Annotated in this window: 23 protein-coding genes and 3 pseudogenes; 7 read left to right on the top strand and 19 right to left on the bottom strand. The window is 59.5% G+C overall.

Annotated features, from left to right (window positions below):
* Positions 1-18 precede the first annotated feature (18 nt).
* The 5 genes and pseudogenes from BA011_RS06890 to BA011_RS06870 all read right to left on the bottom strand — a co-directional run bounded on the left by BA011_RS06890 (position 19) and on the right by BA011_RS06870 (position 5,134).
* Complete coding sequence (locus tag BA011_RS06890; RefSeq protein WP_017960390.1) at positions 19-762, bottom strand: ABC transporter ATP-binding protein; 744 nt, start codon at positions 760-762, stop codon at positions 19-21.
* Positions 759-1,604 (bottom strand): ABC transporter ATP-binding protein, encoded by an 846-nt coding sequence (locus BA011_RS06885; protein WP_065279879.1) that lies wholly within the window; start codon positions 1,602-1,604, stop codon positions 759-761. Before BA011_RS06885 ends, BA011_RS06890 begins: the two co-directional genes overlap by 4 nt.
* Entirely contained in the window at positions 1,591-2,493 is a 903-nt protein-coding gene (locus tag BA011_RS06880; protein WP_065279878.1) for an ABC transporter permease, read from the bottom strand. The genes BA011_RS06885 and BA011_RS06880 overlap by 14 nt, the downstream gene beginning before the upstream one ends.
* Positions 2,490-3,518 carry an ABC transporter permease gene (locus tag BA011_RS06875; RefSeq protein ID WP_065279877.1) on the bottom strand — a complete coding sequence of 343 codons (1,029 nt, stop codon included), beginning with the start codon at positions 3,516-3,518 and terminating at the stop codon, positions 2,490-2,492. The genes BA011_RS06880 and BA011_RS06875 overlap by 4 nt, the downstream gene beginning before the upstream one ends.
* A 21-nt stretch (positions 3,519-3,539) precedes the next feature.
* A pseudogene (locus BA011_RS06870) lies at positions 3,540-5,134 on the bottom strand (ABC transporter substrate-binding protein).
* A gap of 133 nt (positions 5,135-5,267) precedes the next feature.
* Here BA011_RS06870 and BA011_RS06865 point away from each other — a divergent pair.
* From BA011_RS06865 to kdgD, 3 genes are all read left to right on the top strand, one after another.
* A complete protein-coding gene (locus tag BA011_RS06865; RefSeq protein WP_065279876.1) occupies positions 5,268-5,978 on the top strand; it encodes a FadR/GntR family transcriptional regulator in 711 nt (236 codons plus the stop codon).
* A 65-nt stretch (positions 5,979-6,043) separates the two neighbouring features.
* On the top strand, positions 6,044-7,018 hold the full coding sequence (locus BA011_RS06860; protein WP_065279875.1) for a mannonate dehydratase: 975 nt from the start codon (positions 6,044-6,046) through the stop codon (positions 7,016-7,018).
* Positions 7,019-7,050: 32 nt separating this feature from the next.
* Positions 7,051-7,977, top strand: a complete 927-nt coding sequence (kdgD, locus tag BA011_RS06855; protein WP_065279874.1) for a 5-dehydro-4-deoxyglucarate dehydratase — start codon at positions 7,051-7,053, stop codon at positions 7,975-7,977.
* Between the two features lie 197 nt (positions 7,978-8,174).
* Here kdgD and BA011_RS06850 read toward each other — a convergent pair whose 3' ends face one another.
* Positions 8,175-9,173: an AraC family transcriptional regulator gene (locus tag BA011_RS06850; protein WP_237352595.1), complete on the bottom strand. Its 999-nt coding sequence runs from the start codon at positions 9,171-9,173 to the stop codon at positions 8,175-8,177.
* 166 nt (positions 9,174-9,339) lie between these two features.
* Between BA011_RS06850 and BA011_RS06845 the strand changes: the two genes are divergently transcribed.
* Positions 9,340-10,110 carry an alpha/beta fold hydrolase gene (locus BA011_RS06845; protein WP_065279872.1) on the top strand — a complete coding sequence of 257 codons (771 nt, stop codon included), beginning with the start codon at positions 9,340-9,342 and terminating at the stop codon, positions 10,108-10,110.
* A 133-nt stretch (positions 10,111-10,243) separates the two neighbouring features.
* Here the strand turns inward: BA011_RS06845 and BA011_RS06840 are convergent, their stop codons facing one another.
* The 6 genes and pseudogenes from BA011_RS06840 to BA011_RS46505 all read right to left on the bottom strand — a co-directional run.
* Positions 10,244-10,744: a GFA family protein gene (locus tag BA011_RS06840; RefSeq protein ID WP_017960381.1), complete on the bottom strand. Its 501-nt coding sequence runs from the start codon at positions 10,742-10,744 to the stop codon at positions 10,244-10,246.
* Positions 10,745-10,971: 227 nt separating this feature from the next.
* Positions 10,972-11,457 carry an SMI1/KNR4 family protein gene (locus BA011_RS06835; RefSeq protein WP_065279871.1) on the bottom strand — a complete coding sequence of 162 codons (486 nt, stop codon included), beginning with the start codon at positions 11,455-11,457 and terminating at the stop codon, positions 10,972-10,974.
* A 149-nt stretch (positions 11,458-11,606) separates the two neighbouring features.
* Positions 11,607-12,374 carry an alpha/beta hydrolase family protein gene (locus tag BA011_RS06830; protein WP_065279870.1) on the bottom strand — a complete coding sequence of 256 codons (768 nt, stop codon included), beginning with the start codon at positions 12,372-12,374 and terminating at the stop codon, positions 11,607-11,609.
* Positions 12,375-12,551: 177 nt separating this feature from the next.
* On the bottom strand, positions 12,552-13,337 hold the full coding sequence (locus BA011_RS06825; protein ID WP_065279869.1) for a trifolitoxin immunity protein: 786 nt from the start codon (positions 13,335-13,337) through the stop codon (positions 12,552-12,554).
* A gap of 267 nt (positions 13,338-13,604) precedes the next feature.
* Positions 13,605-14,039 (bottom strand): hypothetical protein, encoded by a 435-nt coding sequence (locus BA011_RS06820; RefSeq protein ID WP_065279868.1) that lies wholly within the window; start codon positions 14,037-14,039, stop codon positions 13,605-13,607.
* A 28-nt stretch (positions 14,040-14,067) separates the two neighbouring features.
* Positions 14,068-14,202, bottom strand: a pseudogene (locus BA011_RS46505) (transposase domain-containing protein); the annotation flags it as partial.
* A gap of 124 nt (positions 14,203-14,326) precedes the next feature.
* Between BA011_RS46505 and BA011_RS06815 the strand changes: the two are divergent.
* Genes BA011_RS06815 through BA011_RS06805 form a run of 3 tightly spaced genes read left to right on the top strand, consistent with a single transcriptional unit; the run spans position 14,327 to position 17,486 of the window.
* Positions 14,327-15,568 (top strand): site-specific integrase, encoded by a 1,242-nt coding sequence (locus BA011_RS06815; protein WP_027664907.1) that lies wholly within the window; start codon positions 14,327-14,329, stop codon positions 15,566-15,568.
* Complete coding sequence (locus BA011_RS06810; RefSeq protein ID WP_027664908.1) at positions 15,565-16,488, top strand: tyrosine-type recombinase/integrase; 924 nt, start codon at positions 15,565-15,567, stop codon at positions 16,486-16,488. Before BA011_RS06815 ends, BA011_RS06810 begins: the two co-directional genes overlap by 4 nt.
* A complete protein-coding gene (locus BA011_RS06805) occupies positions 16,485-17,486 on the top strand; it encodes a tyrosine-type recombinase/integrase (protein WP_027664909.1) in 1,002 nt (333 codons plus the stop codon). Before BA011_RS06810 ends, BA011_RS06805 begins: the two co-directional genes overlap by 4 nt.
* 143 nt (positions 17,487-17,629) lie before the next feature.
* Here the strand turns inward: BA011_RS06805 and tnpC are convergent.
* From tnpC to BA011_RS06775, 7 genes and pseudogenes are all read right to left on the bottom strand, one after another.
* Positions 17,630-19,045 (bottom strand): annotated as a pseudogene (gene tnpC, locus BA011_RS41230) (IS66 family transposase); the annotation flags it as partial.
* A gap of 68 nt (positions 19,046-19,113) precedes the next feature.
* Positions 19,114-19,467, bottom strand: coding sequence for an IS66 family insertion sequence element accessory protein TnpB (gene tnpB / locus BA011_RS06800; protein WP_065279867.1), 354 nt, complete (start codon positions 19,465-19,467; stop codon positions 19,114-19,116).
* On the bottom strand, positions 19,464-19,850 hold the full coding sequence (tnpA, locus tag BA011_RS06795; protein ID WP_065279866.1) for an IS66-like element accessory protein TnpA: 387 nt from the start codon (positions 19,848-19,850) through the stop codon (positions 19,464-19,466). Before tnpA ends, tnpB begins: the two co-directional genes overlap by 4 nt.
* A gap of 165 nt (positions 19,851-20,015) precedes the next feature.
* On the bottom strand, positions 20,016-21,002 hold the full coding sequence (locus BA011_RS06790; protein ID WP_065279865.1) for a dienelactone hydrolase family protein: 987 nt from the start codon (positions 21,000-21,002) through the stop codon (positions 20,016-20,018).
* Positions 21,003-21,100: 98 nt separating this feature from the next.
* Positions 21,101-22,174 carry an ABC transporter ATP-binding protein gene (locus tag BA011_RS06785; protein ID WP_065279864.1) on the bottom strand — a complete coding sequence of 358 codons (1,074 nt, stop codon included), beginning with the start codon at positions 22,172-22,174 and terminating at the stop codon, positions 21,101-21,103.
* A gap of 22 nt (positions 22,175-22,196) precedes the next feature.
* A complete protein-coding gene (locus BA011_RS06780) occupies positions 22,197-23,045 on the bottom strand; it encodes a carbohydrate ABC transporter permease (RefSeq protein WP_003539503.1) in 849 nt (282 codons plus the stop codon).
* On the bottom strand, positions 23,038-23,976 hold the full coding sequence (locus BA011_RS06775; protein WP_017960376.1) for a carbohydrate ABC transporter permease: 939 nt from the start codon (positions 23,974-23,976) through the stop codon (positions 23,038-23,040). The genes BA011_RS06780 and BA011_RS06775 overlap by 8 nt, the downstream gene beginning before the upstream one ends.
* Between the last annotated feature and the right edge of the window lie 37 nt (positions 23,977-24,013).

Raw genomic sequence — 24,013 nt, 5'->3', positions numbered from 1 at the left:
CCACGGTGGTCGAGGGTATCAAGCCTCGATAAAACTCGCTTCGAACAGTTCTCGCGCATAGGCATCATGCGTGGTGCCGGCCTGCAGGTCCGCTTTGGTGAGCTCGTCCACGAAACAACCATTCTTCATGATCAGCACCCGGTCGCACATATGGGCGATGACCGCGAGGTCGTGACTGACGAGCAGATAGGTCAGGCCCTTTTCCTCGCGCTGATCGGCCAGCAGGTTGAGGATTTCGGCTTGGACCGAGACGTCGAGCGCCGATGTCGGCTCGTCGAGCAACAGGATGGGCGGCGACAGGATCAGGGCCCGGGCGATTGCCACCCTCTGCCGCTGGCCGCCGGAAAGCTCGTGCGGGAAACGGTTTGCGAAGCTCGCCGGCAAGCCCACCTGGATCAATGCCTTTTCGACTTTCGACCAGATGTCGGAATGGCGCATGGCGCGCAGCGGTTCCGCCAGGGCGGTGCCGATACGATGGCGCGGATGCAGGGATCCGTAAGGGTCCTGAAACACCATTTGTGCGAATTTCAGCTCCTCGCGGGAGCGCTTCTTGCCGATCGGTTTGCCGCCAAGTTCGATGTGACCGGTCCAACCGGCCTCCATGCCGGCAAGGCAACGCAGCACCGTCGATTTGCCGCATCCGGATTCACCGACAATGCCAAGCGTCTCGCCCTGGCCGACGTGAAAACTGATGCCCCTGACGACATGGTTGCTTGATTTGCCAGAGGCAAAGACGACATCGAGGTCACGCACATTGATCATTGCGCCGTCTCCAGATCGAGTTTCGTCCTGTCGAGAACAGCAAGCCGGCGAACCGGGTTCCTCGGGTCGGGCAGCGCAGCGATCAGCCCGCGGGTATAGGGGTGGCGCGCCTCCTCGAGACGGGTCAGCGTTTCCACGATCCGGCCGGCATACATGACGATGATGCGCTCGCAAAAGGCTGCCACCATGCGAATGTCGTGGCTGATCAACAGCAGTCCGGAATTGTTCTCGCGCACCAGCTCATCGAGCAGCAGCAGCACGTCCTTGCGGACGCTGACATCAAGCGCCGAGGTCGGCTCGTCGGCGATGACAAGCTTCGGCCGCGCCAGCAGCATCATGGCGATCATCACGCGCTGGCCCATACCGCCCGATATCTGGTGCGGATAAAGCGCCATGACCCGCTCCGCATCGCTGATGCGCACGCGCTCCAGCATGGCGCGGGCAGCCTCATGCGCCTGTTTCTTGTGAAGACCGAGGTGAAGGCGCGCGGCTTCGGCGATCTGCTTACCGATCGAAAGCACCGGATTCAGCGAATAGCGCGGATCCTGCATGATCAGCGCAATATCCTTGCCGCGCAGCGCGCCCATCTGACGCTCGGACTTCGAAAGCAGCGGATCGCCGCTAAGATCCATGCGTTCGGCGGAGACCACCGCGGCCGGCGGCAAAAGACGCATGATCGCGCGACCGGTCGTCGACTTGCCGGAACCGGATTCTCCGACGATTCCGACGCGTTCGCGCCCGACGTCGAAACTGACATTGGAGACGGCAGGCACGGCGCCTCGGCCGAAACGGACGCTCAATCCTTCGACGGAAAGAACGGGCTGCAGATCACGATCTTGCATGGCGGGGATCCAAAAGGTCGCGCAGAGCATCTCCGGCGATGTTGAAAGCAAGGCTGGTGAGCAGGATGGCGATACCCGGCATCACGGCAACCCACCAATAATCCAGCATGAACTTGCGGCCGCTGGAGATCATCGCGCCCCATTCCGGCGCCGGCGGCTGGGCGCCAAGGCCGAGGAAGCCAAGCGAAGCTGCCGTCAGGATAATGCCCGCCATGTTGAGCGTCAGACGAACGATGACCGATGGGACGCACATCGGCGCGATATAGAGAAGAAGAATGCGCATCGGCGAGGCACCATAAAGGCGCGCGGCGACCACATAATCGGCGTTTCTGACGACAAGCGCCTCGGCGCGCGCGAGTCTCGCAATCGGCGGCCATGCGGTCAACGAGATCGCGATGATTGCCGTGGTCAAGCCCGCGCCGAGTGCCGCAGCAAAAGCCAGAGCCAGGATCAGCGACGGGAAAGAGAGAACGATATCGGTGGCGCGCATCAGCAGCGCATCGGTGCGCCCTCCGAAGAAGCCGGCAACGACGCCGATCAACAGGCCGATCGGCCCGACGATCAAGGAAATCGACAGCACGGTCTGGATGGTGATGCGCGTGCCGAAGATGAGGCGGCTCAAGATGTCCCGGCCGAATTCGTCCGTGCCTGCCAGATGCGCAAGGCTCGGCGGCTGCAAGGCATCACCAAGCGCCTGTATCGTCGGATCGTAAGGCGCCAGGAGCGGCGCGAAGATCGCGATAAAGCAAAGCAGACCAAGGATGACGAAACCGGCAAGACCGAGCGGCTCGTGGGCCAATTTACGGCCGGCGCGCGCAAACGACGCCGCGATACGGGTCGACACACTTGGCGGGCGGATATGAATCTCGCTGCGGATAACATCGCTCATCGGGCCGCCTCCCGCATGCGCGGATCAAAGACGGCGTAAGCGACGTCGGCCAGGAAGTTCAACAACATGAAAATGAATCCCACAATGATGGTGCCGGCGACGATAGCGTTCATGTCGCCGATCATCAGCGCGTTCGTCATGTACTGGCCAATGCCCGGCCAGGAGAAAACGATCTCGGTCACAACAGCGCCTTCGAGCAGACCGCCGTAGGAAATGGCAAGGATGGTGATCAGCTGCACCGCAATGTTCGGCAGGACGTGGTGCCAGATCGTGCCGAGCGGGCTTACACCCTTGGCTCGGGCCGCAATGACATAATCCTGGCTCAACTGCTCCAGGGTGAAGCTGCGTGTCATGCGGGTGATGTAGGCCATCGCCGCATAGGCGAGGATGACGGCCGGCAGAATGATATGGCCGAGCGCATTCCAGAAGATTTCCGTCTCGCCCTGCAGCAGGCTGTCGACCAACAACAGTCCGGTTTGCGGCGTGACGAGGCCTTCGTAAAAGACATCGATCCGGCCCGGCCCGCCGACCCAATTGAGGCCGGCATAGAAGATGACGAGCCCGACGATGCCGAACCAGAAAACCGGGATCGAATGACCGACGAGCGCGACCACGCGCGCCGTCTTGTCGATGAAACTGTCGCGAAAGAGTGCTGCGACCAGCCCGAGCGGGACACCGACGAAGGTCGAAATGATCACTGCCAGCGTCGCGAGTTCGAATGTCGCCGGAAACGCCTGGGCAAGATCCGAAGAGACGGGATTGCCGGTGAGGACGGCCGTGCCGAAATCACCATGCGCCAGCCCGTTCAGATAGAGGAAAAACTGCTGGTAGATCGGCAGATCGAGCCCCAGACGCGCCCGCATCGCAGCATAGGCCGAGGGATCGGCGAGCTCGCCGACGATTGCGCCGACCGGATCGGTGGGCAAGACGCGGCCGATCACGAAGGTCACACATAAGAGGATGAACAGGCTGACCAGCAAATGCGCCAGGCGTCGGCCAAATTCGGCTACGGAGAGTTCCTTCATGATCGGCTGTCCTGGGGATTATTACTGGGTTTCGACCTTGGTCACGTTCTCAAGACGCGTCAGCTGAGACGGGTGCCCCACATATCCCTCGACCTTGCTGTTGAGGACGATCGGCTCAAAGCGCTCGAAGAGCGGAAGCACCGCCGGCTTCTGTTCAACGAACAGCTTCTGCATCTGAACATAGATTTCGCCACGCTTCTTGGCGTCCGGCTCCATCGATGCCTTGGCCGTCAGGGCCGTGAGTTCCGGGATGTCCCAGGCCGAGCGCCAGACGAAATTGCCGGCATTGTTAGCTTCCTTCGAGTTGTCGGGATTGGAGGAAAACTGCTCCATCGAGCCGAGGACGTTCGGCATATAGGCGCTGGTCTGCGGGATCAGCAGATCGAAATCCCTGGCGCGATGGGCGGCGATGATTTCCGAGCCGTTGCCCTGCTGGATGTCGATCTTGATGCCGATCTGGGCAAGCGATGCCTGGATGGCGGTGGCCAGATCGATGCGCGGCGTTTGCGCGATGGTCTTCAGCGACAGCGAGAAGCCGTCCTTGAAGCCTGCCTCGCTCAGCAGCTGCTTGGACTTTTCGACGTCGAGATGCCAATCGGGGTTCGGGATGGCGTATTCGAAATTCTCCGGAACGGGTACGTTTCTGGCCCGGCCGTAAGGACCCATGATCGTCTTTTCGATGCCCTTGTAGTCGATGCCATAGGCAATGGCTTCGCGAACCTTCGGGTTGGCGAGGTATTTGTTGCCGGCATTCATCGACAGCACGTAGAAACCGCCCGTCGGAATACGCTGGATGGCAAAGCCTTTCTTGTCGCTGAACGTCGCGAGATCCGATGCGGTCAGCGCGCTGGCAATATCGATATCGCCGCGTTCGAGCATCAGCCGCTCGACCTGGCTTTCAGGCACATGCCGGACGATGACGCGACGCATCTTCGGCGCGCCGGTCATATAATCCTTGTTGGCGTCGAGGATCACCAGTTCATTCGGAGACCAGCGATTGAGGGTGAACGGACCGGAGCCGGCCGAATGGGTTCGCATCCAGGCGTTTCCGTAGTCATTATCAACGGCGTGGCTCTCGACCTCGACGCTGTCGACCACGCTGGTGGTGGTCGTCGTCAGCCGGTAGAGCAGAAGCTCTGCCGTCACCTGCTCGGAGAGATCGATCCGCACCGTCTGGTCGTCGACGGCCTTGACGAGCTTTTCGACATTGTCCTTATCGTAGCCGACGCGCTTGAGGTTGGCGGCGGCGGCCTGGTCCATCTTCAGGAGCCGCGCCAATGAATAGACGACATCCTTCGAGGTGACCGGGTTGCCGGAGGCGAAATTGGCCTTGCGCAGCGTAAAGGTGATGCCCTTGTCGTCGATCTTCCAGCTTTCCGCCAGCTGCGGAAGGATCTTGCCATCCCCGTGCTGGCGACCAGCCGATCGTACAGATTCGACATGATCTCGACCGCCTTGCCTTCGGTCGCCTGCTGCGGATCCAGCGACAGAACCTGCGCCAGCGATGTGCCGACCACCAGTTGGTCCTGCGGGGTGGCAGCCTGCATCTGTGGTGCAGCGATCGTCAGAGCGCCAACGACGGCGCCGACGAACAAGCCCTTAGAAAAATGCTTCATTGTCAGTCCTCCCTAGACTACTATAAAAGACATATTATGTCGCCCGTATGTCGTATTATGATTTATCGAAGTCTGATATGATTTGCAAGACCCGAGCGGGAGACATGATGCAAAGGGATTGGGGGAACGGAAAATGACGACACTCGGCGGTGGCCGGCAAAGACTGGCGCAGCAGGTTATCGATCAGCTGCGGGCGCAGATCGAGACGGGGAAGCTACGGGTCGGCGACCAGCTGCCGACCGAGCCGCAGCTTGAAGCGACATTCGGCGTCAGCCGCACCGTGGTGCGCGAGGCCATTGCCGATCTGAGGTCTGCAGGCTTCGTCAAGCCGATCCAGGGCAAAGGCGTCTTCGTCGCGGATCCGAAGGCGCATTCGGTCCTGTCGCTGACGCCGGTGGAAATCAAAAGCATTCCAGAAACCCTGGAATTGCTGGAGTTTCGTATGGCGGCCGAGGGTGAAGCGGCGGCAATTGCCGCCTATCGCCGCACGGCCGAGCAAGAGGCGGCGATTCGCGAAGCCAACCGCAGAATGGCAAACCTGATCGAAACCGGACAGCAAACGGTGGAAGCGGATTATGCCTTCCACATGGCGATTGCCGCCGCCACTAACAACCGATTCTATGTCGATGTCCTGCGCCATTTCGGCCCCAGAGCCATCCCCCGCGGCCAGTTTCCGACACTGCCGGAAGCCAATGACCGCAGCTATCTTCAGAAGGTTTATGCCGAACATGTCGAAATCCTCGCGGCAATCGCCGATCAGGATCCCGAACGCGCCCGCCAGGCAATGCGCGCCCATATGCTGGCCAGCCAACGCCGCTACCGCATGCTCGCCGAGCAGCAATAGGGCTCGACACTCTTCAAAATTCATATTATGTCATATGACATTGTGTAATTTCGAAAGAGACTCAAATGTATCTGGGAACACAGGTCGCAGCGCGGGATGACGACGATTATCGTATCTTCGCGCAACTGGGTGTGAAGCATATCAACGCCGACCCGCCGGGAAAGCCGAGCAGCTGGACGCTGTCCGATCTCGAACGTCATCGCGACAAGGTCGAAAGCTTCGGCCTGATCCTCGACATGATCCAGTTGCCCCTGCCCTCGCAGCCGATCGAGAAGGCTTCCTATCCCGATATCCTGCTTGCCGGCCCCGAGCGCGACAGACAGATCGACGCCGTCTGCAAGCTGATCGAGAATGTGGCAGCCGCCGGTATTCCTGCGGTGAAGTACAATCTCAACCTGATCGGCATTCCCCGCACACCGGATGAACCGGGACGCGGCGGGTCGCTGAATGCCAGCTTCCGCTGGGACAAGACGGACCAGCAGGCCGAGCCCGGCCTTGCCGGCGTGCTTTCCGAGGACGAAAACTGGGAGCGGATCGACTATTTCCTCGAACGCGTCGTTCCTGTCGCTGCAAGCAACCGCATCCGGCTCGCCTGCCATCCGCACGATCCCTATACGCCGCCGGGTTATCGCGGCGTCACGCGGGTGCTGGGCACGGTGGAAGGCCTGAAGAAATTCGTGCTGATGCGCGAAAACCCGTATCACGGCCTCAATTTCTGCCAGGGTTCGATCGGCGAGATGCTGGAAAATCCCGGCAAGGAAATCGACGATGTCATCCGCTGGTTCGGCCAGCGCGGCAAGATCTTCAATGTTCATTTCCGCAATATTCGCGGCGGCAAGCTGTCCTTCATGGAGACCTTCCCTGAAGAAGGCGACATGGACATGGTCCGCTCGGCCAGGATCTACAAGGAAGTGGGCTTCAAATACATGCTGATGCCCGACCATGTGCCGACCGTCAGCGGCAAGGATCCAACCGCCACCGCATTTGCCTTCTGCTACGGCTATATCGCCGCACTTCTGCAAGTGCTCGAGAGCGAGTGAGCCGGTTTTCAACACCTAAGAAATAGGACTTCATGATGAACCCGATTGAATTGAAGAAGGCCGTCGGTAGTGGTCTCCTGTCGTTTCCGGTGACCCATTTCGACGATCAACTCAAATTCGACGAAGCCAAATACCGCCGTCATGTCGAGTGGCTTTCCGGTTATGACGCCGCTGCGCTGTTTGCCGCCGGCGGCACCGGTGAATTCTTCTCGCTTAATCCGGCCGAGATTCCGCAGGTGATCCGGGCCGCCAAGGCGTCGGCCGGCAAGACGCCGATCATTTCGGGAACCGGCTACGGTACATCGCTCGCCATCGAGATCGCAGTCGCGGCCGAGAAGGCCGGCGCGGACGGGCTGCTGCTGCTGCCGCCCTATCTGATGTTTGCCGAACAGGCGGGTCTCATCGCCCACGTCAAGGCGGTCTGCCAATCGGTCGGCATTGGCGTCATCGTCTATAACCGCGACAATGCCGTCCTGACCGCCGACAGCATCGCGCGCCTGGCGGAGGAATGCCCGAACCTGATCGGCTTCAAGGATGGTGTCGGCGATGTCGACAAGGTGATCGAGATCACCACCCTGCTTGGCGACCGTCTCATCTATGTCGGCGGCATGCCGACCCATGAGGTTTATGCCCAGGCCTATTTCGCTGCAGGCGTGACGACCTATTCATCGGCCGTCTTCAACTTCGTGCCCGCGCTTGCCCAGCGCTTTTACGGCGCCCTGCGCACCGGCGATCAGGCAACCGTCGACGAGATCCTGAAGGGCTTCTTCTTCCCCTTCGTCGCCTTGCGCAACCGCAAGAAGGGATACGCCGTCTCGATCATCAAGGCCGGCCTTCGCGTCCTCGGACAGAACCCAGGCCCCGTGCGCCCGCCTCTGACGGATCTTACCCAGGACGAGCTGGCGCTATTGGAAAAGATCGTCCAGGCCAATGGCGTGACACGGATCGCGGCGGAATAATATATCGCGGCAGTAGGCCGCCGGGGTGGCTCGGCGGCTGTCCGGTTCGCACGGACATCGGCTCGGCTTGGATAGACGACTGCTACGGGGCCGGAAGCGGCGCGTCTGTTATCGGGGCGAGTTCAGCAGAAGCTGCCATTCGGCATTCGACCGCACGTCGGACATTCGCGCTTTATAATTGCGCCGGATCTACACCATCATCGATCCTGAATAGTTGTCGATTTGGCATTCATGGGCGCAAAACCAAACTGTGCCTTGAAGGCTCGGCTGAAGGCTGCTTCGGAATCATAGCCCACTTGCCTGGCGACCGACCCAACCTTGGCATCAGGCTGGCGCATCAAGCCCAAGGCGAGCGTCAGCCGCCAGCGGCTGTGGTAGGAAAGTGGCGCTTCTTTCACCAATGCTGTAAATCGCGCCGCGAAGCCGGACCGGGACAGGCCCGCCACCCGAGCCAGATCGAGCACGGTCCAGCGCCGATAAGGTTCGTCGTGGATGGCCTTGAGCGCGCGGCTGATGCGCGCATCCCCGAGCGCTCCAAGCCAGCCGACATTGCCGCCCCGCTCGATCCGCACCCAGCTACGCAGGATACTGATCACCAGCACGTCGATCAGCCGTGAAATCATGATGGACGCGCCGGGATACACCTCCTGGGCTTCCTTCATCATGAAGTAGCCAAGGCCCTCGGCCCATCCGGCGGTCTCGCCGCTGGCTTTTGGAATGTGAATGACCGAAGGCAGTGCCGATACGAGCCAGGGCACGGAAGCGCTTTCGAACCGAAAGGCTCCGGCGATAAGCTTGGTCTGTCGGCCGCCTCCGCCGTGGGAGACATTGAGTTTTTCGGAGGTAACCTGCGCCGCCATCAGGGCTGCCAAGTCAGCCTCAGATGCACACTCGCCATCGCTCAAGCCGTGCCCAAGGCCTCGCGGCAGCATGATCAGATCGCCAGTTGCCACCTGCAAGGCATGGCCCTGATCGTTCACAACCGTCAGGCCCCCTTCGAGCACGATGAAGAAATAAGCCGCTCCTGGATGAAAGCGTAGCGCCCATGGTTGGCTGAGCTCGACTGTAAAGACGATTTCGCCATGCAGGCTGACCATGGCCAAAATCTGGGAGAGCAGATCCACCCGAGAGGCGAGCATGATCGCATTTTTGGACGATGGAGCATGCATTGCGGGGCTCGGGTCATGGTGATCCATCTCGGTAAGCCCTAGTTTGGTTTTGTCTTCAAAGAGGAATTATCTGGCAGTTCAAGTGTTTCCGCGAAGGCAAGGCCATCCTGGTCTTCCTGCCGTCGCGTAGGCGATAGCATTGCAGATTATCCGAATTAAGCAATTGCGCTGATGCGCCCAGTAGGAGCTCCAAATGAAATCTCTTCTTATGTCCGCCCTAATGCTGACGACCGCCATGCTTGGTGCTGCCCCCGCGTGGGCCCAGCCGGCTCTCCCGGATCAAACAATTAAGAATATCGTTCTTGTCCACGGCGCCTTCGTTGACGAAACCAGTTGGGACGGCGTCGCTGCAATCCTGACCGCCAAGGGCTACACGGTGACTGCGGTAAAGAACCCACTGACCTCGCTTGCTGACGACGTCGCTGCCACCAATGCGGTGCTGGATGCGCAAAATGGTCCGGTTGTCCTGGTGGGCCATTCCTGGGGTGGCGTGGTGATCGGCGAGGCGGGCGACAACTCCAAGGTGGCATCACTCGTCTATGTCTCGGCCTTTGCGCCCGAGAAAGGTGAAACCATCACAGCATTGGCAGCCAGCGGTCCGGCAACCCCCGGAGCGGCCGCCATTCGGCCCGACGCAAAGGGTTACTTGACCATCGATCCTGCAGTATTCCCCAGTGCAGTGGCGGGCGACCTGCCCAAGAAGATCGGTGAACATCTGGCAGCGCACCAGATGCCGATCAACCACACTGCCTTCGATGCGCCTGCTGGGGTCGCGGCATGGCACGACAAGCCAAGCTGGTATGTCCTGAGCTCCAAGGACCTCGTCCTTGATCCCCACGCACAGGCTTTCTTTGCCGAACGGATGAAGGCCAAGGTGACGACGGTCGAGGGTAGCCACGCCTCGCTGGCCTCGCACGCCAAGGAAGTGGCTGCGGTCATAGAAGCGGCCGCAGGAGCAAAGTAGCCCTCGTCAACCGATGCTATCGCCCGCCTAGCGGTGGTCGGTAGCATCGATGTGCAACGATGCCAGTCGCAGAGCAAAGCCCCCGCCACTGCCCACACGCCATAGCCTCGGACAGCGCAGCACCGGATAGGACTCAGCCATCACGCCCCCTCACCGCCCATGAGGTGGTATCGTGATCGGGGTGCTGGTTGCTGCTCTCCTTGATGGCCGCGGCCCAGTCGGCGCCGTTGTTTTCGGTCGTACCGGTATTTTCTATGCCCGTGATCGTATCGAACCATGCCACCATGTTCTCGGTGCAGGTATTGGCAAGCGGCGAGAAGGCGTGCGGGTCGTCAAGCGAACCGATCATTAGGTTGGTGCGACCGTTTTCGAGGTGGTGGAAGAACAACGGCGTGCCGCAATTGGCGCAGAAGCCGCGCTCGACAAGCTCCGAGCTCTTCCAGACGCTCGGCTTACCGCGTGTCCAGCTGAGCGCATCATCGGGCGCGGCGACGAGCGCGGCAAAGATGTTGCCCGAGGCCTTCTGGCACATGCGGCAATGGCAGAGATGCGAATTGTCATGCATAGCGGTCGCGTGGTAGCGCACGGCACCGCACTGGCAGCCGCCGCTCACCTCCATCTCGATGCGTTTCATTTTTTCTCCTCGTTCAAGAGGCGGGTTTGGGCTTAATCTCTTTTAGGTTTTCGTCTTTTGATCGTCCAGCCTCCTAGAGCGGATCCAATTCTGGTTAGTGGGCGTGGTTTGCCAGCCCAGAAGAATGGACCCGATCACGCCTTCTCGATCGTCTGCCCATAACTTCCACTTCAACCGCCGGTTAAGCGGTGGCCGAAGCTCGCAGAGACTGTTGCGCGGGCCCGCTTTCAATCCTCCTCAATCCGAAGATCGGCGAGGAACTGCTCGAAGCTCGGAGAATAGCAGGTCACCAGACCATACTCCTCGGCCTCCTCCAGAGGTTCGGGTTCGCCTTCGTAGGCGACCATCTCGTGATCGAGCATGAAGACTTGGCCGAACCGGTCCTCGCGCAGGCAGACCATGATTGCATTGCCGCCAGCATCGTTACCGATCCGCAAAAGTTCCCTCGGAAGCGGGTAGGCGCTCGGCGTGGTGAATTCCTTATCGATCTCCGCCAAGTCACTCATGTGCCTAAGGCGAAGGTCTCTATCCATCGCATCGAGATAGACAACGGGCGGTTCAAAAATCAGGCCGCCGCCGGAAAGCTTCAAGAACTGTCTCAGTTCCTGGGGTAGCGACAAGCCAAGCTTTTTCTCGAAATCAGTCAGCTCTTCTTTCGTCGCAATTTTCCCGCCCTCGTTCTTGATGACTGCTACAAATTCTTCCAGCGTCATTCATACAATCCTTTTCCGCATGCCTAATTGATACATCAGGGTCCAAGACGTGCGTTTACCGGTGAGCGGCGGGTGGAGTGCCTCAAAGCGCTGTGGCCGATAGAGGTAGGCGGGCCACTTTCCCGCTGCCCGAAGCTGTCATGCTGCCCTTAGTGGTATGTCACGACGGGATTGAACACCCTTTGCAGGAAGGGCCTGAGAGCTCCCTGCCTGTGATTCCTTGGAATTTGATGTCCACACTCAAAGACGTGAAGCGTCGCCAGGACTCCGGCATTGGACAGAGCTTTTGAGAAGAGTTCGGCTTGGGCAACAGGAGCACGGTCGTCATGCTTTCCATGCAACAACAGCGTCTCAGACCGAACTTCGGGCGCATAATGCAATGCAGAGCGAGCCAGAAAGGCCTCTCTCGATAGGCCCGCCTCTTTCTCGATAGCCCACCGCAAACCGTCTGAACTCTCGTGATAAGCGACTTCAAGATCGTAGACGCCGCTGGATAGGATGACTGCTCGCAGATCAGAAACCTGGGTGGCGACCATTGCCGATGCAACGGCACCACGACTGTTTCCATAGAGAACAATTCGGTCAGGATCGACGGAAGGCTGGCCCCGCAGGAAAGCGAGAGCAGCGATAATCGCTTGCTGGGTTTTGGGACCGCAGAAATCCGGAGGGCCATCTGATGCCCCAAAACCGGGCTGCGAGACTGCCGCCGCAGTGATATTCAAACCAGAACAAAAGCGAAGCAACGCGCCGCTGTCGACCGCCTCTATCCCTCCAAGCAGACGGCCACCCTGATTGCCGTGGACAACTAGGATTGCTCCTGCGGGCGTTTCGCTTGCGGCTTGAGCTTGAAAAAGCTCGACCGTGGCTCCGTCACCCCGGTCAATGAGATGTCGAGTTACTACCGGCATAATCACCATCAGATTTTTGCGTGCCGGACAGACAATAGTGCAACTTGTGGCATTGGCAACGTCCGGTGGTGGGGATATCGCTCAGAAACCAAATGGCTTAGCCGCTTATCCGTCCGTTTCGGTCTTTTGAGCAGTGAGGTGCTGGCTATCCGCCCTATTCGGTGTGCGTCTGGGGGTGACGCGTCGTCAAACAAGAACGGTCTCCAATATGTGGCGATTGCGGAGTATCCAGGCCGCACTCTTTATTCTCCACGCTATTGCCCAGAGTGGCTCAGGGTTCGTACTTTCCGCCGTGACGCTGGATTCGATTGCCTGTGCTGCTGCATCCAGCACTGCGAATTCGATCAACTGGTCGATGAACCCGCTTCGAGCTTTCTGTGAGAGGCCATATCCGTCGAGCAGCATGCGGATTTGTCGTGCCCTCGCTGTTGCCGAACCGAGGCCCACCTTTTCCGCGATGTCATCATCATAGAGCTGCGCGTTCAACCAGCATGCCTGGACCAGTTCGATATCCTGGCGCACTGGACCGGCAACTTCCCAATCAATCAAAGCAATCGGCAGGCCTGCACGGGATATAATGTTCCAAGGTCCAGTGTCGCAGTGACCAATGACCAGTGGACCACGACCGACGGTGCGGCCAAACCACGGTCGCCAAACGGCATCCTTTGGAACTGAAAATGAACTGGTGGCGTCGTGCAGTCGTCTGAGCATATCCCCCAACCGGGGAAATGCGTCGTCGGCCCAAGGACCGGGATGAAGAATTTCACCCTCGATGAATGATAAAGTTTCGCGTCCTTGCTCGTCGAAGCCGCGGCCTATCACGCGCGGTGCTTCAGAAAAACCGGAGCGCTCAAGATGCTGCAGAAGACTTATGACCGTATGGGACCATGGACCCGATGCGCGAAAGACCACGCTACCGCGTCGCGAAACGCGGGTACGCCCGCCGCCGTCCAATGAAGTCTCTTCTTCCATACGGACGTATACCTTAGGGAAGGCCTAACGCCAAAATTGTCGGATCACTCAAGCAATCTCGGCGGCCACGATTGATGTTGACGATCTCGAACCACTCCAGGCGATCATCCGTGATACATGCAAATGACCTGAAGATTTCGGGAGTTATGTAGCAAATGCCACCAATGGGAGTTTACGGTCTAGGGAGTAGTGGCCGAGGTCTTGCGTAAGCGGTGCCCACCTCCCACGTTGACGCGGTCAGGCTTGGATAGGCCGTTGCATCCTGCACTAAAGGGCAAACTTTCCGATCCACCAGTCGGCTGATTTTGCCCCTTGCTGTGGTGGCCAGATTTTGCTGGAAAGGGAGATCAAGCCACCGTCATTGTATCCGACCAAAGCGATTATTTCGTCTTTGTCGACGTGGTCCAGTTTCTCCATGATTGCGGCTAGGCTCTTTGCTGCTGGTACTTTTTCGCGTACCGCCAGAATGTAGTTTTCGGGATAGCCACCCCAAAGACTTTGCGTTTTATGATAATAAGCCTGGATAGCGGTCATTGCGACGGCTTGACTAGCTGATCCGTCGATGCGGCAATCGAATAGCTGCCAATCGCTTCTCAAGAATTCTTCAAATGCGTCAATCTCCCGTACGTCGCTATGAAAGAACTTTTCCATCGTCTCGCTCTCGCCGGTTTCGCCGCCGATGATATCGCGGAAAGATTCCATCAGTCAAAGGCGGCAAACCTGCGGCCGCCTATGTTGCGTTACCGGAGGGCCGATGGTTCCACGGCAGGAGTTCTTCAATCCCACTTTGCTTGTGGCCGTTGACAATGGCCGTCAGCGTGCTGCTCAGATAGGCGAACGGATCGATAGCATTGAGCTTGCACGTTTATGCCGACCGTCGAACTATGCCGATTAATCAACTTTTTGCCAACGTTTCCGGCATCATAGCGGGCAGCTAGTCGGCATAGTTTAGGGTCTCTCCGTCGCAGTTGACGCGAAGGAGAGGACACATGAACGCAACTGACTATTTGAATCGCAGCGCCCTATACCGGAAGCTGGTCTATGGTCCGTATCGGGAGTTTGCGGGCGTTTACGCCGCCAAAATGTCGAACGAAGGTTTGGGTCGGCATTGCACGTGGCGCTCGCTGAGCCTGTTTCGGGATCTGATGGACTGGCATGTTGGCAATGGACATGCTCCGCAGGATTTAAGCGAGGTTCACGTCGACCGCTTTCTTGAGCATCGTTTCAAGCACTGGAAGCCCGACTCGGGCGATCGATCGGCACTCCGCCGCTTGCTTTTGGCGTTACGGGAGAAAGGCTTAATACCAGCCGCACTTCCGATTCTGCGCAGTGAGCACGAGAAGATCGTCGATGTATTCGGGCAATATCTCTCGACTGAGAGAGGGCTCGCCGCCGCGACTATGGGGAGCCACAAGCTTCTGTCGCTTCGATTTCTCCGGGAGGTGTGCCCTTTAGGCGTAGACGGGTTTGCAGCGCTCACCCCGCAGACCGTGATCGGTTATGTCGAGCGACATGCGCTCGATGGTTCCGCCGACAGTGGCAAAGCCATGTGCGGGGTTGTGCGTGCCTTCCTGCGCTATTTGCATCTGAAGGGTTTCATCTCGATGCCGCTCGCTGGCTGTGTGCCGTCCATCCGCCGCTGGCGACTTGCCGGCCTTCCAACATTTCTCCCGCCCGAGAAAGTCCAGAAGGTTCTCGATGCCTGTGATCGGACGACGGCAATGGGTCGTCGGGACTACGCGGTTCTGATGATCCTCGCCAAGCTCGGTTTGCGCGCCAGCGAAGTTTCCAACCTCAATCTTGACGATATCGACTGGCAGTCGGGCACGATCCTCGTACACGGAAAGGGACGACGCCAAGCGACTATGCCGCTGCGTCACGACGTCGGAACAGCACTCGTCGCTTATATCCGACATGGGCGTCCAGCCTCGGCATGTCGACGACTTTTCCTACGAACACTCGCCCCGCACGTGGGTTTTACATCTGGCAGCGCCATCACGTGGATCGCTAAGCAAGCACTCGAACAGGCCGACATTGAAGGCTATGCGCATCACGGCGCCCATCTTTTCCGCCACAGCCTTGCGACTGACCTTTTGCGATCGGGCGCCAGCTTTGCTGAGATCGGCCAACTGCTCCGCCATCGAAGCATCGACAGTACAAGAATCTATGCCAAGCTCGATATTGATAAGCTGCGTGAACTGAGCCTACCCTGGCCGGGAGGTGTCCAATGAGCCGGCTTGGCACCGCGTTTGAGCGCTACATCGGCATGCGCCAAGGGCTGGGATACAAATATGACGGTCCGGCAAAACGATTGTCGGAGTTCGTCGCTTTCATGGAATCCCGCGGCGCCGAGACCATCACGAATGATCTGGCAATGGAGTGGGTCACCTCGATGGGCCGGCAGCCAAGCTGGTCCATCCGCCTGTCTGATGTGCGCTGCTTTGCACAGCACCTCAGTTATTTCGATCCTTTGACAGAAGTGCTACCAAGCGACGCTGTAGCACCGGCACGGCGGACAAAGCCCTACATCTATAGCGAGATCGAGATTCAGACACTTTTGGCGGCGGCACTGTCGTTGCCGCCGGCCAACGCTCTGCGGCGCTGGACATATCACTGCCTGTTCGGGCTGATAGCAGTGGCCGGACTGCGCCATTCCGAAGCGCTCAGCCTGCTCCGGGCCGATGTCGATCTCGACCAGGGCGTCCTCACCATCCGAGAGACAAAGTTTGGCAAGTCACGGCTGGTCCCGCTGCATGCCACGACAATTGCTGTCCTTTCGGGCTACGCCGCCCGACGCGATGCACACCTTGGTACGCCGCGCAGTCCCTATTTCTTCGTCGCCGAACAAGGCGGCAGATTGCTGCATCAATACGTGCATCGCGTGTTCTGGCGACTATCCCGGCAAATCGGATTACGACAGGAGGGGAATCGAGATGGCCCACGGATTCATGATCTTCGTCACCGTTTCGCCGTCCAGACCCTGATCAACTGGCATCGCGCCGGCGAAGATGTGGAACGCGAGCTGCCCGTTCTCTCAACCTTCCTCGGCCATGCCAATGTTCGCGACACCTATTGGTATCTGTCGGCCACGCCGGAACTGATGAACCATGCCGTACGGCGATTGGATAAGCGTTGGGAGGTCCGGTCATGAGACACACGAACGACCTGCCCGTGCTAATCGAGCGGTGGTTTACGGATCGGCTTATGAAGCATCGAGGTGTAAGTTCCAATACCATCGCCTCCTATCGCGACACCTTCAGGCTCCTGTTTGCTTTCGCACAGACGCGCATTGGGAGATCCCCATCCCAGTTGACGCTGCGGGATTTGGACGCTCCTTTCATCGGCGCATTCCTGGAGGATCTTGAGACGCAGAGATCCGCCTCGGTGCGGACCCGGAATCTCCGCCTCACAGCCATCCGCTCTTTCTTCCGATATGCGGCGTTTGAGGAGCCGGCACACAGCGCCCACATTCAGCGTGTGCTCGCGATCCCCAGCAAGCGATGCGACAAGCGGCAGCTTCAGTTCCTAACCAGGCCCGAGATTGAAGCGATCCTGGACTGTACGGATCGAAACACGTGGCTGGGACGCCGCGATTACACTCTGCTATTGCTGGCCGCGCAAACGGGGCTGCGGGTCTCGGAGATCATCGACCTCGACCGAGACTCGGTAGTGCTCGGCCGCGGTGCGCATGTGCAATGCGTCGGCAAGGGCCGCAAAGAGCGAAGTACGCCGCTCACGAAGGTTGCACAGCAAGCCCTCCAGCGGTGGCTCAGGGAGCCAGGGAAGCGGGGCGCAACGGCTCTCTTTCCGAATATGCACGGTGGCAGGCTCAGCGCGGACGGCGTGCAGGCGCTGCTGAACAAATATGTCGCCAAAGCACGTGAGCACTGCATCTCCCTTCGCTCAAAGCGGGTCTCGCCCCATGTCTTGCGGCACTCTGCTGCCATGGAGTTGCTGCAGGCGGGCGTCGACTGCTCCGTAATTGCCCTGTGGTTGGGCCACGAAGCGATGGAAACGACGTTGACCTATCTTCATGCACATCTCGAACTGAAGGAATCTGCACTCGCAAAGCTGAAGCCGTACGAACGCGCCAAGGCCGAGCGATTTCGACCAAGCGACCGGCTTCTGGAATTCCTGAACGCCCTCTGAGCATGAGAACTATGCCGAGTGCCAAACAACAGCGACCCGCCGAACGGGCCGGGAACGCACGGTTTGCTGCAAACAATAGAAGAGACACTCGGCATAGTTCGACGGTCGGCATAAACCGCCTTATGCCGCGCGCGGCATAACGCCGTCTCGATCAATGAGGCGATGGTCGCCCAGTTCTCCGCTCCTGCGTCGTGACCTGCAAACAGAGCATTCTTCCGATTGAGGGCTATCGGCCGGATTGTTCGCTCGACGACGTTGTTATCGACCTCGATGCGGCCATCAGTTAGGAAAGCGCAAAGGCCATCCCAGTGTTTGGCGATGTAAGTGAGTGCTTCGCCGAGTGGCGACTTGCCAGCGACGCGGCCGCGATGATGCACCAGCCATATCCGCATGTCCGCAATCAATGGCGCTGATCGATCCTGCCTTCCTGCAAGCCTAGCTTCTGCGGGAAGGCCGCGCAGTTCCGCTTCGATCCGATAAAACTCGCCGATCCGCCTCATACCCTCCTCGGCGATTGGCGCTACCCCGTTGCGCGTGATCTCAACCAGCTTACGCCGAGCGTGGGCCCAACAATAGGCAAGCCGGATGTCCGGACCGACCCGGTCGGGTGCGATCAGCCGATTATATCCAGCATATCCGTCGACCTGAAGGATGCCCGTGAACCCTTGCAATATCCGTTCGGCATGTAGTCCGCTGCGACTGGGAGCATAAGTGAAAGCGACGCCTGGTGGCGCACCTCCGTTCCACGGTCGGTCATCACGGGCCAGGGCCCAGAAGTATCCGGTCTTGGTTTTGCGGGAGCCAGGATCGAGGACCGGCGCACGGGTCTCGTCCATGAACAGCTTGGTCGACCGCTTCAGGTCGGCGATCAGGGCGTCGAAGACCGGGCGCAGTTCGAATGCTGCCCGGCCGACCCAGTCGGCAAGCGTGGAGCGGTCGAGATCGACACCCTGGCGGCTCATGATCTGGGCCTGCCGATAGAGGGGGAGGTGATCGGCGTATTTGGACACCAGCACATGTGCGATGGTCGCCTCCGTCGGCAATCCAGCCTGGACCAATCGTGCAGGCGCTGGAGCTTGGGTAACGCCGTCGGTGCAGGCGCGGCAAGCATATTTTGGACGGCGGGTGACGATGACACGGAACTGCGCCGGAATGACATCTAGCCGCTCGGATAAGTCCTCGCCGATGCAATGCAAGCCTCCGCCGCAAGCACAGATCAGGCTTTCCGGCTCAATGATCTCCTCGATACGAGGTAAATGGGCGGGCAGATAACCGCGATTGGTGACGCGGGGTTTGGACTGCGGCTTCCCCGAAGGGCTGTCGGCTTCATCTTCAGCATGGATGGCCGCAATGGCCGTTTCCAGGTCTTCCAGTGCGAGATCGAATTGCTCGGGATCGGCCTTCTCGGATTTGCGGCCGAAGGCGGCCTGCTTGAAGGCGGCGACCAGCTTCTCCAATCGCTCGATCCGATCATCCTTGCGAACTTCACGCGCTTGCGCCGCGATCAGCATCGCCTTCAGGGCAGCAATATCGTCAGGAAGATCGGCGGCGTTTAGCATGGTCGAAGTCTATCAAAGCCAGTAGCACTTCGCCGTTGGAATTTGCCACCCGAGTCATCGTGCCGCATCTATTCGATGTCTTCCGGCGGCCTCGTCTCCACGGAACGGACCCGACGCCAGTCGAGACCTGCGAACAACGCCTCGAACTGAGCATGGCCCAAGGTCATCAAGCCATCCTTGATGCCCGGCCAGGTGAACGTATGCTCCTCCAACCGCTTGTAGGCCATCACCAGCCCGCTGCCATCCCAGTAGATCAGCTTCAATCGATCTGCTTTGCGAGACCGGAATACGAAGACTGTTCCATTAAAAGGGTCTTTGTGCAGCTCGTTCTTGACCAGCGCTGCCAGGCCATCGTGGCCTTTGCGAAAGTCGACCGGCTTGGTGGCCACCATGATCCGAAGCCGGTTCGATGGAAAGATCATGCCGGGACCGCTAAGGCACGCGCGACAGCCGCGATCCGGGCGGCAGACGCACCTTCTTCCAAACGGATCGTGACGGAGCCAACAACGATCTCGGGACGACTGGCTTTCTTAATCGGCGTTTCCAAAACGGGTGGATCAACGATCACCGCTGCGAACTCCACAGCATCTTCGGGTGCCGGCAGAACCAGCTTGCCCTGCCGTGCCATCGTCCGCCAAGTCGATAAGTGGTTCGGCTTCAGGCCATGTCGCTCCGCGACTTCATTCACCAACGCTCCGGGCCGAAGGCTCTCCGAAACGATCTGCGCCTTGACCTCGTCCGGCCAGTGCCGATGAACCTCACGTCCAGACCTCCTGGTCGTGAGAACCTCCAATGTACGCTCCATGGAGAAACTCCCGTTGCTCGTCCATTGAAAGCCGATCACAGATCAGGGCGGCGAGGACAACGTGGGAGTGGAACACCGGTTACGGTCTTGCGGCCGGTTCGCGTCAATAGCTGCCCCCCACGCACCCTCGTTCAGCAGCCCCGCTCTCGATGCTTAGCCATCGGATCAGTTGAGGCGAAATACTCCTGTCAGGAACTTCTTGACCGTGGCTTGCGCTGCCTCGGTCGCAGCTTTGTCGTAGCCCACTGTTGAACCGAGTTCCACACAAGCATCATTGAAGGTGAAGGGTTTGCCAGTCTCGACATTGATTATCTTGCCGTCTTCCTCGCGGCGCTGACAATTGCGAGAGGATTGTGCGCTTTGGGCAACGGAAACAAACCGCGCATCGGGGTTATCGAACCCGTGGTGCGCGCCGGGATACTCGGTCATGACAGCGTCCTTTCCGGCGGCGTTGAGACGCGTGATGTAGTCAAGGCACGGCACAGCCAGCGTCGTGTCGTCCGCCGCGCCGTGGAATTCGCGGACTGGTGCGTCTGCAATGTCGAGCTCATCAATGAAGTGAAAGTTGCACGCAGGATAGAACGAAAGATGTGCGGCAATACGCGCCTTTGCTGACCCATGGAGAGCTTGGAAGCGCCGCATGCTGGTATAGAGCGCTGCGGTGCCGCCGCGGGAGAAGCCCATCACGGCAATGCGTGATGGATCGATCCGCGGGTGGGCCGCGAGCACGTCGACGGCGCGGTAGGTATCGTAGAATTGCGCGAAGGAGCTCAGCCGCGACTGATCTGTCTCGACCTGATCTATACCTCGACCGCCAAAACTGTCGAGGCGTAACGTAGCGATGCCCATTCTGTTGAGGAATTCGCCCCATCGGACTGCTGGCGTGCTGTCGGCAGCGCCACTGGAACCATGGAGCAGAATGACGGCCGGCAGATGCCCGTTCCAACTAGGAAATCTGAGCTTGCCAGTCAGCGTCACAGCAACGCCGTTCGCCGTATTCCCCAGCAAGAACTGCTCGTCGGTCAGGGTGAGCGACGGCACTGTCAATGTCTCGTCCGGCGGAAATTTCGGCCGGACTTCCCCAGTGTGTCCGTGCGCTGCGAACAGTGTCACGATGCACAGAGTGAGGGCGGCTCCGATGAAGCGTGCCATGTCAAGCACCTCCGACTTGGCGATAACTTAGCACGTTAAGCCGCCAAACCATATGACTCCCTCAAGTTGAGTCGCATTTACTCCAACGGCCGTTGCGCCTACAGCGCCACGCCGGTGCCGCGGTCAAACACGTGCACCTGATCGCTGGTGATGCTTGCCTCGAAAACGGCGCCGTAACGGGCGGGATATTCGCCATCGACGATGGCGGTCACCTGTTGTCCGGCCAGATCGAAGACGACATGGGTCTGGGCGCCTGTCGGTTCCACCAGCATCGTCCGGCCGGCGAGCGGCGTGCCGGCGGCGACACCTGGAATGAGATGTTCGGGGCGCAGGCCGATGGTGACGGCCTGGCCGGCCTTGACCTTGCGGTCGGGCGCGATGCGGATCGCCGTGCCGTCGCTGAGACGAGCAGCAGGCCCACCATTTTCTCCGTCGACCGTGCCTTCGAGCATGTTCATCGCCGGCGATCCGATGAAGGCGGCGACGAAGAGATTGGCGGGGTTCCTGTAGAGTTCGAGCGGCGTCCCCTGCTGTTCCACCCTGCCCTGATTGAGCACGACGATGCGGTCGGCAAGCGTCATCGCTTCGATCTGGTCATGGGTGACATAGATCGATGTCGTCCTGACCTTCTGGTGCAGCGTCTTGATTTCCGAGCGCATCTGCACGCGCAGCTTGGCATCGAGGTTGGACAGCGGCTCGTCGAACAGGAAGACGGCGGGATTGCGCACGACGGCGCGGCCCATCGCGACGCGCTGGCGCTGGCCGCCGGAAAGCTGGGCCGGCTTGCGGTCGAGGAGCTCGGCGAGATCCAGCATGCGGGCGGCTTCGGCCACCCGGGCCTCGATCTGGGGTTTGGCAACGCCGGCGAGCTTCAGGTTGAAGCCCATGTTTTCAGCAACGGTCATGTGCGGATAGAGTGCGTAGGATTGGAAGACCATGGCGATGTTGCGCTCGCGCGGCGTCATGGCGTTGACGACCTTGCCGCCGATGGCGATCTCACCATCGGTGATCTCTTCGAGACCGGCGATCATCCGCAGCAGCGTCGATTTTCCGCAACCGGATGGGCCGACGAGCGCAACGAACTCCCCATCCTCAATATGAAGCGAAATGCCGTGGATGACGTCGACGGCGCCATAGGTCTTGCTGATATCGGTGAGTTCAACGGATGCCATGATTGCACTCCAACGGTTCGGTTCAGGACTTCACTGCGCCGGCAGTCAGACCGGCGATGATGTGTCTCTGGGCGACGAAAAAGACGATGATGGTGGGAAGGATGGTCAGCGTGATGAAGGCCAGCACCAGCTGCCATTCCGTGCCGTACTCGCCGCGATAGACCATGATGCCGAGCGGCCAGGGATATTTCGATTCCGAGTTCAGCATGATCAGCGGCAGGATGTAGCTGTTCCAGCTGCCGACGAAGGAGATAATACTGACGGTGGCGACGATCGGGCGCGAAAGCGGCAGCGAGATGTGCCAGAAGAAGCGGAGATAACCGCAGCCGTCGACGAAAGCCGCCTGAAACAATTCTTCCGGAAGGTTGCGGAAATAGTTTCGAAACAGCAGGATGCTCATGCCGAGACCGAAAGCCACCTGCGGCAGCACCACGCCCCAATAGGTATCGAGCAGGCCGAGATCGCGGATGCGGATGAACAGCGGCAGGATTGCGGTCGCCGCCGGAAACATCAGGCCGAGCAGGAAATAATTGAGCAGGAACGACGATCCGAAAAACCGGACATGGGCAAAGGCGAAAGCCGCCATCGACGAGACGATCAGCGTCAGGAGAACGGTGAGCGACGCGATCACCAGCGAATTGCCGATCTGCAGCCAGTAGCGTTCACCGAAAAGAATATCGGTATAGTTTGCCCATTGCCACTCCGTCGGCAGGCCGAAGGGATTGGTGCGCAGGTCGCCCAGCGTCTTGAAGCCGCCGAGCGCCGTCGTCAGCAACGGCACGAGCACGATCGCGGCAATCAGGCTCAGCGACACGTAGAGATAGACGCGTGTTGATGTGCTCATGCGGATGGAAGAGCTCATATCAGTCATGGCGCATGAATATCCTTTTGTAACCGAAGGCGAGCGTCACGCAGATGATGAAGAGCACGACGCCGACTGCGCTGCCGAGGCCGACCTGCATGCGCATGACGCCGTAGGTGTAGAGGAAGGTGACCATCGTCTGGGTGGAGTTGGACGGCCCGCCGCCAGTCAGCGGCATGATCATGTCGAAGAGCTGCAGCGAGCCGACGACGGCAAAGAAGATGGAAAGACGCAAGGTCGAGCCGAGCAGCGGCAGCGTGACGTAACGGAACTTCTGCCAACCGGTGGCGCCGTCGATTTCGGCTGCCTCCAGCACACTCTTGTCGACGGATTGCAGGCCGGCGATGAACAGCATCATGTGGAAGCCGAAATATTTCCAGACGATGACCCCAAGCACGGCATAGATCGCCACGTCCTTGTCGGCGAGCACGTAAGGGTTGGCGAATCCGAAGAAATTGGAAACGGCGGCAAACAGGCCATAGTCGCCATCATAGACGAAGCGCCAGATAAGGCCCGCGGCAACGTCCGCCAGCACATAGGGCAGGAAGAAGATCAGGCGGTAGCCGACGACACCCGGAATGCGGTGCGCCAGCATGGTCGCCAGCCAGATGGCGAGCGGCACCTGGATGCAGATCGAGATGACGATGATCAGGCCGTTATTGACCAGCGCCTGCGTGAAGGCCGCATTTCGAAACAGAACCTGGAAGTTGCGCAGCGCGATGAACTCGGTCGGCGTGCCGTAGCCGTTCCACTTGTAGAGGCTGTACCAGGCCGCCTCGCCCATCGGCATGATGACGAAGAGCGTGAAAAGCAGCAGCGCCGGCGGCAGGAAGATCAACAGCACCGCCAGCCGGTCATGGGCGACCGAGCTCTTGCTGTTTGCAGCTTTTCTTGCCGGCCTCGCGGCCGTGGTTATCGATGGGACTGAAATATTGGCCATGGGTCCTGCTTTCGCATCTCGTCGGCAGCAATGCTGG

Source organism: Rhizobium leguminosarum (assembly GCF_001679785.1).
GTDB classification, from domain to species: domain Bacteria; phylum Pseudomonadota; class Alphaproteobacteria; order Rhizobiales; family Rhizobiaceae; genus Rhizobium; species Rhizobium leguminosarum_R.
The sequence above is the reverse complement of the archived record's forward strand: the minus strand, read 5'-3'. Positions and strand labels throughout refer to the sequence as shown.

What these genes read in the sequence shown, in the direction of transcription:
- BA011_RS06835 (WP_065279871.1), bottom strand. Translation starts at nt 11,457, where the DNA reads ATGACGCTGGAAGAATTTGTAGCAGTCATCAAGAACGAGGGCGGGAAA.
- tnpA (WP_065279866.1), bottom strand. Translation starts at nt 19,850, where the DNA reads ATGGAGCGTACATTGGAGGTTCTCACGACCAGGAGGTCTGGACGTGAG.
- kdgD (WP_065279874.1), top strand. Translation starts at nt 7,051, where the DNA reads ATGATGAACCCGATTGAATTGAAGAAGGCCGTCGGTAGTGGTCTCCTG.
- BA011_RS06850 (WP_237352595.1), bottom strand. Translation starts at nt 9,173, where the DNA reads ATGGATCACCATGACCCGAGCCCCGCAATGCATGCTCCATCGTCCAAA.
- BA011_RS06860 (WP_065279875.1), top strand. Translation starts at nt 6,044, where the DNA reads ATGTATCTGGGAACACAGGTCGCAGCGCGGGATGACGACGATTATCGT.
- BA011_RS06890 (WP_017960390.1), bottom strand. Translation starts at nt 762, where the DNA reads ATGATCAATGTGCGTGACCTCGATGTCGTCTTTGCCTCTGGCAAATCA.
- BA011_RS06825 (WP_065279869.1), bottom strand. Translation starts at nt 13,337, where the DNA reads ATGGAAGAAGAGACTTCATTGGACGGCGGCGGGCGTACCCGCGTTTCG.
- BA011_RS06875 (WP_065279877.1), bottom strand. Translation starts at nt 3,518, where the DNA reads ATGAAGGAACTCTCCGTAGCCGAATTTGGCCGACGCCTGGCGCATTTG.
- BA011_RS06785 (WP_065279864.1), bottom strand. Translation starts at nt 22,174, where the DNA reads ATGGCATCCGTTGAACTCACCGATATCAGCAAGACCTATGGCGCCGTC.
- BA011_RS06865 (WP_065279876.1), top strand. Translation starts at nt 5,268, where the DNA reads ATGACGACACTCGGCGGTGGCCGGCAAAGACTGGCGCAGCAGGTTATC.
- BA011_RS06815 (WP_027664907.1), top strand. Translation starts at nt 14,327, where the DNA reads ATGAACGCAACTGACTATTTGAATCGCAGCGCCCTATACCGGAAGCTG.
- tnpB (WP_065279867.1), bottom strand. Translation starts at nt 19,467, where the DNA reads ATGATCTTTCCATCGAACCGGCTTCGGATCATGGTGGCCACCAAGCCG.
- BA011_RS06780 (WP_003539503.1), bottom strand. Translation starts at nt 23,045, where the DNA reads ATGACTGATATGAGCTCTTCCATCCGCATGAGCACATCAACACGCGTC.
- BA011_RS06820 (WP_065279868.1), bottom strand. Translation starts at nt 14,039, where the DNA reads ATGGAATCTTTCCGCGATATCATCGGCGGCGAAACCGGCGAGAGCGAG.
- BA011_RS06805 (WP_027664909.1), top strand. Translation starts at nt 16,485, where the DNA reads ATGAGACACACGAACGACCTGCCCGTGCTAATCGAGCGGTGGTTTACG.
- BA011_RS06880 (WP_065279878.1), bottom strand. Translation starts at nt 2,493, where the DNA reads ATGAGCGATGTTATCCGCAGCGAGATTCATATCCGCCCGCCAAGTGTG.
- BA011_RS06830 (WP_065279870.1), bottom strand. Translation starts at nt 12,374, where the DNA reads ATGGTGATTATGCCGGTAGTAACTCGACATCTCATTGACCGGGGTGAC.
- BA011_RS06810 (WP_027664908.1), top strand. Translation starts at nt 15,565, where the DNA reads ATGAGCCGGCTTGGCACCGCGTTTGAGCGCTACATCGGCATGCGCCAA.
- BA011_RS06845 (WP_065279872.1), top strand. Translation starts at nt 9,340, where the DNA reads ATGAAATCTCTTCTTATGTCCGCCCTAATGCTGACGACCGCCATGCTT.
- BA011_RS06790 (WP_065279865.1), bottom strand. Translation starts at nt 21,002, where the DNA reads ATGGCACGCTTCATCGGAGCCGCCCTCACTCTGTGCATCGTGACACTG.
- BA011_RS06840 (WP_017960381.1), bottom strand. Translation starts at nt 10,744, where the DNA reads ATGAAACGCATCGAGATGGAGGTGAGCGGCGGCTGCCAGTGCGGTGCC.
- BA011_RS06775 (WP_017960376.1), bottom strand. Translation starts at nt 23,976, where the DNA reads ATGGCCAATATTTCAGTCCCATCGATAACCACGGCCGCGAGGCCGGCA.
- BA011_RS06885 (WP_065279879.1), bottom strand. Translation starts at nt 1,604, where the DNA reads ATGCAAGATCGTGATCTGCAGCCCGTTCTTTCCGTCGAAGGATTGAGC.